This is a genomic window from Chamaesiphon sp. VAR_48_metabat_403 (assembly GCF_031422475.1).
GTDB lineage: Bacteria > Cyanobacteriota > Cyanobacteriia > Cyanobacteriales > Chamaesiphonaceae > Chamaesiphon.
This window is the reverse complement of record NZ_JANPLS010000002.1, coordinates 1-11,785: the sequence shown is the minus strand read 5'-3', so window position 1 is coordinate 11,785 and position 11,785 is coordinate 1. Positions and strand designations below refer to the sequence as shown.

11 protein-coding genes are annotated in these 11,785 nt (G+C 43.8%); 3 read left to right on the top strand and 8 right to left on the bottom strand.

The genetic code is table 11. The features are described from left to right. A partial coding sequence (locus RMO79_RS00145) for a glyceraldehyde 3-phosphate dehydrogenase NAD-binding domain-containing protein (protein WP_310481013.1) occupies window positions 1-285 on the bottom strand: 285 nt, incomplete at its 3' end. 279 nt (window positions 286-564) lie between these two features. On the opposite strand from RMO79_RS00145, the gene RMO79_RS00140 reads away from it, so the two are divergent. Together RMO79_RS00140 and RMO79_RS00135 are read left to right on the top strand one after the other, a co-directional pair. Next, a complete protein-coding gene (locus tag RMO79_RS00140) occupies window positions 565-801 on the top strand; it encodes a metalloregulator ArsR/SmtB family transcription factor (protein ID WP_310481012.1) in 237 nt (78 codons plus the stop codon). Window positions 802-875: 74 nt separating this feature from the next. Then, on the top strand, window positions 876-1,487 hold the full coding sequence (locus RMO79_RS00135; RefSeq protein WP_310481011.1) for a PH domain-containing protein: 612 nt from the start codon (window positions 876-878) through the stop codon (window positions 1,485-1,487). A gap of 86 nt (window positions 1,488-1,573) precedes the next feature. On the opposite strand, the gene RMO79_RS00130 is transcribed toward RMO79_RS00135, so the two are convergent. From RMO79_RS00130 to RMO79_RS00120, 3 genes are all read right to left on the bottom strand, one after another. Then, entirely contained in the window at window positions 1,574-3,097 is a 1,524-nt protein-coding gene (locus RMO79_RS00130) for a mercuric reductase (RefSeq protein WP_310481010.1), read from the bottom strand. Between the two features lie 407 nt (window positions 3,098-3,504). Continuing rightward, window positions 3,505-4,242: a TVP38/TMEM64 family protein gene (locus RMO79_RS00125; protein WP_310481009.1), complete on the bottom strand. Its 738-nt coding sequence runs from the start codon at window positions 4,240-4,242 to the stop codon at window positions 3,505-3,507. Between the two features lie 172 nt (window positions 4,243-4,414). After that, a complete protein-coding gene (locus RMO79_RS00120) occupies window positions 4,415-4,978 on the bottom strand; it encodes a hypothetical protein (protein WP_310481008.1) in 564 nt (187 codons plus the stop codon). Window positions 4,979-5,261: 283 nt separating this feature from the next. Here RMO79_RS00120 and RMO79_RS00115 point away from each other — a divergent pair, with 283 nt between their 5' ends. Beyond that, window positions 5,262-5,438: a hypothetical protein gene (locus tag RMO79_RS00115; protein ID WP_310481007.1), complete on the top strand. Its 177-nt coding sequence runs from the start codon at window positions 5,262-5,264 to the stop codon at window positions 5,436-5,438. A 79-nt stretch (window positions 5,439-5,517) separates the two neighbouring features. Here the strand turns inward: RMO79_RS00115 and petA are convergent, their stop codons facing one another. The 4 genes from petA to RMO79_RS00095 all read right to left on the bottom strand — a co-directional run. Beyond that, window positions 5,518-6,504 carry a cytochrome f gene (gene petA / locus RMO79_RS00110; RefSeq protein WP_310481006.1) on the bottom strand — a complete coding sequence of 329 codons (987 nt, stop codon included), beginning with the start codon at window positions 6,502-6,504 and terminating at the stop codon, window positions 5,518-5,520. A gap of 59 nt (window positions 6,505-6,563) precedes the next feature. After that, on the bottom strand, window positions 6,564-7,103 hold the full coding sequence (gene petC, locus RMO79_RS00105) for a cytochrome b6-f complex iron-sulfur subunit (RefSeq protein WP_310481005.1): 540 nt from the start codon (window positions 7,101-7,103) through the stop codon (window positions 6,564-6,566). Window positions 7,104-7,441: 338 nt separating this feature from the next. Next, on the bottom strand, window positions 7,442-10,042 hold the full coding sequence (locus RMO79_RS00100) for an ABC transporter substrate-binding protein (RefSeq protein WP_310481004.1): 2,601 nt from the start codon (window positions 10,040-10,042) through the stop codon (window positions 7,442-7,444). A gap of 122 nt (window positions 10,043-10,164) precedes the next feature. Next, on the bottom strand, window positions 10,165-11,785 hold a 1,621-nt coding region (locus tag RMO79_RS00095; protein ID WP_310481003.1), incomplete at its 5' end, for a DUF1822 family protein.

Below are 11,785 nucleotides of genomic sequence, written 5' to 3'. Positions count from 1 at the left end.
GATAACTAAATCGATCTCCCAATCTTTCCACGGTAAGTTATCGGGGTTGCGATCGGATACGCATTTGATCGTCTTGCCATTCACAGTAATCGTATTGTCGTCAGCACTGATATCTGCATCGAATTTGCCCAACATGGTGTCGTATCGAAGCAAGTGTGCGTTGGTGCGAGGATCTGAAGTATCGTTAATACCTACAACTTCGATGTGGCTATTCTTCCTGCCTAGCCAGCACCGCATAAAATTCCGTCCGATCCGCCCAAACCCATTGATCGCTACTCTAATCACAGCCTCTTGCCCTCTTGTTCTAAACTTCTAGTTTTATATACCAGTGATAAAACTAGATCGTACCGCAAACTATACACATCTCTAACTTTATGGATGTCAGAATCGGGACTTTTTTTATTATCGGCTCGCAAATTAATAAAAGATGGGACTGGGGGACTGGGGAACTGAGAGACTTAAAAATCGAGATCGATTAACCTGTGACGATCTCCATCAGATGCCAATCGACACCGCTCATTCGCCAGCACTAGATTTAGATAAAGCGCAGCGGATGGCGGATTTTTGGCAGATCCCAATCGGTTGCGAATTTTATCGCTGCTAGCAAATACGGAACTGTGCGTCGGCGATTTGGCACTGGCGTTAGGAATGAGCGATTCGGCTGTATCTCATCAGCTTAAAACCTTGCGCGCGTTGAGATTGGTGAGTTATCGCAAACATGGAAGACATGTATTTTATCAACTGCTCGATCGTCATGTGTTCGATTTGTATCGGACTGTCTCCGAGCATTTGAATGAGTAATTTTACCGATCGATTTACGAATCGATTATGCGGACAATTTTGGGTATAGTAGATATACTATTTGGAGGTTGCCAATGTTTAAAAGAATTGCATCAGAAGCTTTAGGTATCAGCGATATCGGCGTTATTGTCCCTCCTGCCGATTATGACAAAGTTGCTGCCGATGATTATGTCTTCCATGAAGATGGCGAAAAGATATTTTTCTTGATTAAATCTAAAAAGGATGAATATTGTTTTACCAATCTAGCCCTAATTCATGTTGATGGCGATTCGGCAATTTCCAGTAAAAGAGCTGTCAAACGATATGATTATTCTAGCCATGAGGTTTCACAAGTATCGATCGAAACTGCTGGGACGATCGATTTAGATGTCGAACTCAAGTTTACGTTGGCAGGTGTCATGCCCTTCAGCATCGATCTCGAAAAGAAATGTATCGAAGCACTTAAAGATATTTACAAGGCACTAATTAGTATCGGTAAAATTCAAGGTAAAGAAAAAATCGCCCGTGCCAATGCAGTGCTGTGTCTCGAAGCGATGTCTTCGATGTACAAAATCGATAAAGTCGAGAGTGAAGAAACGATCGTCAAACACTATAATGCCATTCTGACTAATCTGAATGCTACTATGTTGGAACGTTATACAAAGCGCGATTTTAGCAATATTTTTGAAAAGTATATTAAAGCTTAAATCTGTTAAAACATCCCCTCCTCTCCTGTCGGAGATGCTTCGCGAACGGAGGGGATTTTTAAGAAGTCTGTTTTTGGATGAATGTCTCAAGACAACTTAGTTAGCAATCCTAAGATCTTTTGATTGCGAGGTGTTAGTAAGGTTTTACGGTAAGCATCGGCGGCTTTGCGGATGGCATCTGATTGAGTCGGATAGGGTTGAATCGTATTGCTGAGTTTGCCCAGTCCGAGCTTATTTACCATTGCGGTAGTAATGTGTGAAATACTTTCGCCAGCATGACTGGAAACAATCGTCGCACCTAAAATTTCATCGCTACCTTGACGGTGAATTACTTTCACAAATCCTTCAGTTTCGCCATCGGTAATCGCCCGATCGACAGTTGAAAGTAAGACTTTAATTGTATTGAATTTTAGTCCCTGCTGATGGGCTTCAGCTTCTGATAATCCGACATGGGCGACTTCTGGATCGGTATATGTTACCCACGGCATCACTAGGCTACTGAGTTTACTTTTACCCAGCCCAAATGGTGAAAATAAAGTATTTTTAATCACTATGCGTGCGGCGGCATCGGCAGCATGGGTAAATTGCCATTTCATACAAACATCGCCAGCGGCGAAAATTTTGGGGTTAGTGGTTTGTAAGTAGTCATTAACGATGACTCCTTTAGCATCGTAATCGACTCCCACTTGGGCAAGATTGAGGCTTTCAATATTTGGAGTACGTCCCGCGCCGATTAAAATTTCATCTACAGTAATACTTTCCGATCGACCGTTAATATGATAGGTAATCATTTTACCAGCCTCATCTGCACTTACCTGTTGTAACTGACAATTCAAAATGAGCTTGACACCTTCTTTGACTAAAATCTGCTGCAAAACATCGGCAACTTCAGGATCTTCCTTACTTAATAATCGATCGCCGCGATGTAATAATACAACCTCACATCCCAATCGTTGAAAAGTTTGTGCCAGTTCGCAACCGACTGGGCCACCACCGATAATGGCTAACCTGCGGGGACGCTCTACCAGGGAAAATACCGTCTCATTAGTCAGGTAGCCAGCTTGTGCCAGTCCGGGTACTTGGGGGGCAGTTGCTCTCGCACCCGTGGCAATGACAGCTTTTTTAAACTTGAGGACGCGATCTCCGACAGTAATGGTATCTTGACTGGCAAACTTGCCATCGCCAAAAAACACATCCACACCCAGACTGGCAAATCTCGCGGCGGAATCGGCATGACTGATTTGCGATCGAATCCGCCGCATCCGCTCCATTACCGCCCCAAAATCAATCTCGACATTATCTACCCGAATGCCTAGCTCCGCACCCCGCCAAATTTCGCCGATCGTCCGCGCAGACCTAATCATGGTTTTCGAGGGTACACAGCCCACATTCAGGCAATCTCCGCCCATTAAATTGCGTTCGATCAGGGCAATTTTTAAACCCAATCCCAACCCCGCCGCACCCGCCGCGACGACTAAACCCGCTGTCCCCGCACCGATGACTACTAAGTCATAAATAGCCGCAGGTTGCGGATCGCTCCAATCCGGCGGATGCACGTCTGCCAGCAGCTTTTGGTTGTAGGCATCCATTGGGGTGAGGAGTTGTGTCATGGGGAGTGTGGGAGGTAGGGAGTGTGGGGAGTGTGGGGAGTGTGGGGAGTGTGGGGAGTGTGGTTGTGCCTACGGCAGGCTATCGCCAACGGCTCCGCTCAACCACCCTACCGTGTATACACATCTTTGGTGAGAAGCGAAATTGGTGAGAATCCCCCTGTCTTTTCGTTTTTTTATTCGGGGGTAACCCCCTAATAAAAACGCCGCTAAATCCCCCTTTTTAAGGGGGACTTCCGGATCCGGTTCCCCCCTTAAAAAGGGGGGTTAGGGGGATTCGGATCTCAAAACGAAGTCTATCCGACTTGTGTATACACCGTAGCTCAACCACCAGGGGGGTGTGGGATGAAAAACGAAGGAACGCAGTTCCAAAACCTAAAACCTAAAACCTAAAACCTAAAACCTAAAACCTATTCACTTTCAACTGTTAACTCGTTTAATGCTTGTTTGGCGATGCGGGTAATGTAAACTGTTACAGAGATCGTTGCGATAAAGCCGACGATCCGAATCGTCCATTGGAGGGTGGGATTGGTGGGTTGAGTTGCGGTACCGATCAGTGCTAAATTGCCAGCGAGGGAACCGATATAGACGTACATGAGCGTACCAGGAATCATGCCGAGCGAACCGATGATATAATCCCGAATCGATACGCCAGTCAGCCCGAAAGCATAGTTAAGTAAATTGAAGGGGAAAATCGGCGAGAGTCTGGTGAGAAGGACGATTTTTAAGCCTTCTTTGCCAACGGCGCGATCGATCGCGTTAAACTTATCATTATTAGCAATCTTTTTAGCAACCCAATTTCGGGCTAAATAACGACCGACTAAAAAGGCGGCTGTCGCACCTAATGTTGCCCCGATAAAAACGTATAACGCGCCCAGCCAGACTCCAAATACCACACCAGCACCGAGCGTCAAAATCGAACCGGGTAAAAAGGCGACAGTCGCCACAATATAAATGCCAATAAAGGCAACAGCACCGATCGCACCCAAACCTTCGATCCACTCTAGCGCATTTTTAAGTAATAATTGCGGGTTGAATCCCGTACTCGTAGCACTCTGCGCCCAAGCTGGCATTGCTGAGATAAAAAATCCGATAAATACTAGCGAAATTAGGATCGATATTTGTCGCGAATTGATGGGAGATTTCATGATGGCTCAAGATCGAAATCTGATGAGATGGGTGGGAGTTATATCTGGTTGTATTTATCCATAGCTTAACGTACTAATGCTGAGGATTTAAAATTTAAGATGGCGTTCGATCTGGTCGATTTTTATTGCTAATTTAAGTAGGACGCGATCGGTAAAATATTAGTGGCGAATATTATTCATCCCAATAAAACCGATAGAAAAATAAACCATCTTCAAAAGGATGAGAATCGGTGACGTGGTGCAGGAGTTTTTCATCGATGAGGCGTTGTCCTAATTTGACAGCATCAGCTTCCGCCAGAAAGAATCGCCGCACCATCCAGGTAGTCATTTCGCTACCTACCATACAGCGTGGATAAATAGTCAGCCGATAGCGACGATCTTTGATTTTCACCCCGCCAATATCTCGCATTTCTCGTACTAGTTCTTTTAAGTCAATTTTACCGATTGGAGTAGTAATATTCCGCTCGGTTGGACTAGCATCATACGATTGTAATTTAGCATCTTGACACCAAATAGTATATCGATCGGCTTCTTCTAGCATCAAACACACTACGGTAGGATCGAGCGATAATTGACGCGTTAATTGCTGTGCTGATTCTAATTTATCTTTAGGAAAAGATTTGAGATGTTTAAAAAGTTTATTCTGATAAAGAACGCCAATAACTGGAATCGATCGATCTCCACCTGGATTAATGACATCCTTGAATTCAACTTGGCTTTCCGTTAGCAACAGCATACTAAGTTAGGGGATAGGGAATAGGGAATAGGAAATAGGGAATAGCGATTCTAAGCTGTGCCTTTGTTCCCCGACGGTGATGCGTGCGATTGCTGGCGCAGACAGCAAGCTGTTCGAGACAGGGAGTAGGAGAAAACTAGACCCTGACATCAAGGTCATACCATGCAAACTAACACCCCACATCCCTATTTTGCCCAAAAGTTAAGCGATAATTTAGATCCCAGCTCTCTTGAATTAGACACTAGTACGGCGAGGATGTAGATCGATCTTTTAATAGAAGTTTATGAAAATATCACAACGAGATGCTTTAGCCGCCGATCTTGAATGGCTAGAACCATTTTACGAGTCAATTATGCGACCTTATTATGTCGAACTCAACTGTGAGTGGGACGATACTAAATTTCGAGAATACTTCGATCCAGATAAGACTAAAATTATTCAAGCTGATGGTATTGTTTAAAGCAAAAAAATGCACTAGCTCTGAAAACTAGTGCAGCTCGATCGATTTAATCGATATATTTTAGTTAATGACGATCGATCTAGAACTCCATTTCGGCTGCTTGAACGCGCTCGACTTGTTTTTTCTTGAGGACTAGGAGGATTTGTGATAGCATAATCATGAATACAAATGCAACCAGACCGAGAATGCGATCGGGATTTTGTAAGACGATTTCGATATCTTTTTGACCGAAACCACCAACGTTAGGATTGCTGGTAATTGCTTGTCCAGCAGTAACCGCAGTACCTTCAGCAATTAGCAATTCTGGGCCAGCAGGGACTTTCTCGATGACGGCTTCGCCAGTTGCGGGTTGGATGGTGACTTGAGTGCTACCATCTTCTTGCTTGGCAATTGAGGTAACATTTCCAGCTACAGAAGCGTTGTAGACGGTGTTATTGCTTTTCTCACCAGTGGGGTAAACTTGTCCGCGACCGCGATTTGCGCCGACGTGGATTTGGTATTTACCGAAGTAAATGCCTTTTTCGGTTTTAGGGTTGGGAGAAAGAACGGGGAAGATGATTTCTTGATATTTATCGCCCGGTAAGGGGCCAATGATGACGATATTTTCTTTACCTTCACCATAAGGTTGGAAATATAACCCTTGCGTTTTTTCCTTCATTTCTTCGGAAAGACGGTCTTCAGGAGCGATTTTGAAGCCATCGGGGAGCATTAAGACTGCACCGACGTTTAAGGGGCCTTTTACGCCATTAGCGGTGACTTGCTGCACGCTTTGGTCGTAAGGAATTTTGACGACAGCTTCAAACACGGTATCGGGTTTGACAGACTGAGGAACCTCGATTTCGGTAGGCTTGGCGGCGAGGTGACAGTTAGCACAGACGATTCTACCTGTTGGTTCGCGGGGAGTGGCTGGGTAGGTCTGTTGCGCCCAAAAGGGGTAAGCAGCAGCCGATTGCGGAACGGCGATATCGTTGGCGATGAAGATGCCAGCACTTGCCAAGATGACGACTAGGGTTTTGGTCAATAGTCGCTGACTGTTTTGCCAGACTTGGAGTAAAGTTAATTTCATAGGTTGGAGGATGACAGACGGAGAAAATTAATAATATACGGATTTTGAGTTAACTAAATTTATGCCCACCAAGCGGGTTCGTCTGTGCGGAAGTCGGTTTCTGTCCAAGGCGTGAGCGAGATGGTGTCGTTTTCGGTTACGGCAGCATGAGCTAAGGGTAGCGATAATGGTGCGGGGCCGCGTACTTTTTTACCTGTCTCGTCGTACTGAGAACCGTGACAGGGGCACATGAATTTGTTTTCTGCTTTGTTCCAAGGTACGACGCAACCTAAGTGCGTACAGATGGCGTTAATGCCGTAGTTGACGATCGTGCCATCAGCAACCACGATATAAGTAGGATCGCCTTTTAAACCTTGAGTCAATTCGCGATCGCCTTTGACTTTACCAGCAATAAACGCACTGACTTTAACATCGTCACCCTTAGCATCTTTAGCGGAAGCACCGCCGCCAGCACCGCCGCTAGCTGGGGGCACGAAATATGCTACAAATGGGTATGCAGCACCAAGCACCATTCCACTAATCGTGCCGAAGGTGAGCAGATTCATGAATTGGCGACGACCGAGATCTGGTACGTCAGCAGAATTGGCGATTTGAGTCATAAACTAAATTAATTTTATCTACTAATATCTTTACACAACTGTTGGTTATCGCACGGTCGAAGAGCTATAGAGTTTTAGATAAAGCTGAGACCACCTGATATTATGACATTTTTCGCAACCGATCGGTAGACTCATATCTGGCGATTGAGACGTAGTTACTAGTGAATAGTGGATAGTGGATAGTGAATTTGGACGCAAGCATCCTGTTTTCTCTCCCCGTCTCCACTTCTCCTTATGGAGACGCTACGCTACGGTTCCGCTCAGTGCAAGCCCGTCTCCCCGTCTCCCCGTCTCCCCGTCTCCCATCTCCCATCTCCCATCTCCCCGCTCCCCGCCAATTAGATTGCAGGTTCAAAGCCCTGGCACTGAGTTGCGGTACATTTGGGTCGGACGATACTATTAATTGACTGAGATCGATCGCTACCGATAAAGCTAATTTCGCCTGTGATTCCGGGTAAAGTGAAGGTAGAACTGCTAATAATTTTTTGAATTTGTTGGCGTGCGTCGATCGGCTGGAGATCGTTGGGCAATCGATTTAATGCTTGAATCAGGACTTGCGCGGCATCGTAAGTCATCGCAATTCGGTGATCTAGTTGCGCTTTATTGCCCCAAAAATCTGGCTCGGAGATCGTGTTATTGCGATAGCTGGAAGGGTGCCAGGTGAGGCTAATTACTAATTTCTGAAGTTGGCGCGCTTTGAACCGATTGAAAAGAGTTTGATCTTTAACGACTTCGTTACCAATAATTGGTAGTTCGCCATTATTTGCTTCAATAATCGATAATAACCGATCGCGCTCTGGTGCGTCACTGGTATAGGCATCAGGGATTAAGACGATCGCTTGCGCTCCGGCAAGTCTAGCACGTTTGAGATCGTCGATTGCATTTCCTCTCGCCTCAAAATTAAATTCTTCGACAATCGTCACCCCTTGACTATTAGCTTTCAATGCTGCTGTCATTGAATCGCTAAATGTTCTACCACTAGTATGAAATAAAGCAATTTTAGTATATTTGTATTTTTTAATATAATTAGCAATTTCTTTACCAGAAACTTTGTTGCTGGAGCAAACGCGGAAGAAGAAATTATCGGGACTCATACTAGTAAGCGCGGTAGAAGTACTCGTACCCGCTACTAAGACAGTTTGATTTTTTTGATAAATATCTTTAGTTGCCAATGTCACTTCCGATGCATAGCTGCCAATTCCGGCTAATAGATTGCGACTGAGCACATTACCTGCTAATTTCGGTGCGTAATTTTTATCATTGCGATCGTCTACTAAGACAATTTGCAGCTTCCAGGTATGATGAGTATCTGCATTCCACTGTTTTTGAGCGAATGCTGCTGCTTTTAGCATACTCGTGGGAATATCTATTGGCGTAGACTGAGAACCTGGAATTGTGAGAGCGATACTTCTAATTGGTAGATTTTGCCCTACTAGTTTGGCATTTTCTAGCATAATTAGCGTTTCAGGATCTTTTTTGGCATTCCAAGCTCTAGTTAATAATGTTACGGCTACCGGATATTTACCCTCAGCAATTGCATTAGCACCTGCCTGTTTATCTGCTTGGGGAGAAATGTTTGGCTGCTTGAATAATATTTCCTCGCCACAGCTAATGCTATCGCCTTGAATGGTATTACATGCGGCTGCTAGTTGCGGAGTTTTGGGTAAGCTCCACCAGGCAATTAGCCCTAATATACTCACAATTACAATCAGTGGTATTTTCATTTCTTTCCCTTTAATCTTTTTAGTTAATAGGGGATGAAATACCAAGATATGTAAGATTTTTTGCCACAGGGGGACAATTTTTTTGGGAAATTTGAGTGGTAAATCCCAGGGTGAGGTGAATAAAATTGGTAAAATTGATGCGCCGGGAGCATCCCCATCGTAAATTTTTAATTCTCCTCTGGCTTGAGTGACGGCAACTTCTAAGGAGTAAGATCGATCGATCCAATAATCGAGCAATCGATCTAGAAATAGTCTGAGTACGCGATAATGGACGGGAATTCTAAAGGCAATGACATTTGGTACGCCAATTTTATCGGCGGCTAAGGCTCTAGCAACACCGATACTAGAGCAACCTGCTAAAATTACTAGTTTTAATCCTTTTTTAACACTATTTTTAAAAGGTTGAGTTAGTTCGTGAATCGAGATACTACCCAAATTTTCATCGATGGTAATTTTGCCATCGATGCCATCTAGATTTGCATGGCTGTGCCCGATAATAATAATGATATCGAATGCGCGATCGCTAATTGTCTTGAGAATTTCTTCTCTAGCTGGATGGTGAAGCAGTTCAAAGCTAGCTGGCGCGGGGAAGTACTTTTTTATTTCATTAATATCGATCGGTTTTTCGATACCTTTTTGACTGCCAAGTATTAATAAAATCTTAGGAATATCTTGCCAGACAAGTTTTTTTTGCTGCTCCCTCGGTGCGAATACGACGCTTACCGATCGATTGTTTTTACCCAGAACATCGGTAATGAAAGCAGTATTCTCGACTGGGATCGATTGCAGATCGCAATTATCTGTAAGGATAACTAATCTGATCGGCTCTGTCGGTGCGATACCGATCAAACTTTGTAGTAATTCTTCGCGAATTTTCGACCAAGAAGTTTGGGTAAATGTCCGATCGAGTAATTGTTGCAATTCACTAACATTAGTTCGCAATTCATTCATGCGATCGGCTACATGGTTAACCATTGTATCTGGTATTTGAATGCCTCCGAGATACTGTCGATCGCAAGTTGCTACTTTGAATTTTTCAATAATTTGCCGATTGAGTCGTACCAATGGTTCGACATCTAAGGTACCATTACCGACAGCGTGAGGATTTGTTATCGCACCAGTTTTATCGTCGATCGTGGCAATTGTCAATCTTGCCGAGATAATATCTGGATTGGGTTTGGAGGTTAGATCTATTATACAAACATGACTCATCATCAACCTCGCATCTAATCATAATGAGAGAAAAACACCTCCTCCAGTTTTAATCTAACGTAAAGCTAGATTGCGATCGCCTTTTCTTTACAGAATGTAACTAAAACCAGAGATTAACTTAAAGCTTAGATAACAAAAGATTCGGTAATGCTAGCATCATTCATTGCCACACAAACATTAAATAGATCGCCGATGCTAGCAGTAAAATACAGTTGAATATAACTATCCATCACTGTCGCTCGGCTTTCAACTCGATACAACCGATCGCCACTTTCTGACAAAAGATTTAGCCTGACATTAGGCGGTAAACATGCTTCAGTACCGATCGGATAAATTCGATTTAAAATTGCATAAGTGCCATCGAGCAAGGGAATTGCTGCTACCATCAATCCTAGTTTATGCCCCTTCATTACTAAACCTAAATCTTTAATACGGCGGTGCCAGTTTTGATTATTATCTGGGGTAATGCTCCATAAATATTCTGCGGCTTGCCAACGCAGAGTTTCGTCAGTAGTATGTTTGATTAAATAGATTAGTAATAACGAGGGCGATTCGATTTCGGGAGGAATCTCTACTTTGGGGTTCGAGGTTTGATTGGCATAAAAATTATTAACTACTCGGTAAAAATCGCGCTCTAAATGCGACCGATTGGGGCTAATTTCTAAATTATCTGGATGAGAAAGACTCTGATAATAGCCCGGTAAAAGTTGCGGTCGATCGATGATTTGTTCGATCGTCAACCAACCGCGATCTAGAATAGCATCGCTAGTCGAAATGCGATCTCGGAACCAATTAGCAATTTTGGTAATTGCTGGGACTGGATTTAAATATAACTTCAAATATTCCGGCTCATTCATAATTGCGCCCCACTGCTCGAAAGGTAAGATCGGGCGCGGCGAAAATAGCGAGGAATGCGCTCGTAATTGCTCGATCGCACTTTGAATTACCGCTGTCGAAACAGGCGCGAGCGCAGAAATTTCACCCCGCTCCGATGCTAACGATCGCTCGCTGGCTAATTCACAACTCATCCATAAAATTTGGAGATCCTCAATCAGATCGCTCCCAGCAATTTCATAACTACGTAAAGTTCGATCTAGAGTTGCTGTTTTTTGGATCGATCGATGCGAAATAAAGCCCCAGAGGTGTAAATAATGATGCTCGCGATCTATTTGAATTGGCACGTAATAATCAGCAGCCCAATTACTCAGATCGACCCACTCTTGCTGAACTTCAAAACCAGCTAAATCTAGATCGTGACTGGGAATAAATACAACCTTGACACCAGCAATAGCTAGTGCGAAACCATCAATCGCTTCACTAATCAAAGATTTATATAGATCTTCAAATGGAAAACTAGATTTGACAACCAAACCTAAATTGGTTAAATATTTACTAACTTTATCAATCCAGTAGCAATTGAGTTCGGCTTTAGTTAGCGATATTTCTAGATCGGTAATATCGATCCAAACATGTTCTGGATAGATTTGGGCGAGAGTGGCAGTTTGGGAATCAAAGACTAACGTAGGCAAATTGTTGTCGTCATCCTGTAGTTGATCAAAGGTAGTTCCATCGGAACAATAAACTCGAATGCGGACTTTTTTACTGGGTTGTTCCGCTAAAGTCGGAGTTGATTGTAGATGGTACTTGTGCAATATCTTTTTGCAAATGGCAAGGCGACTTTCGGAGACATCCACCCCGACGATAACACTATTGGTTGATGGTGTCTGCAAGGTTGGGTTTGCGGTG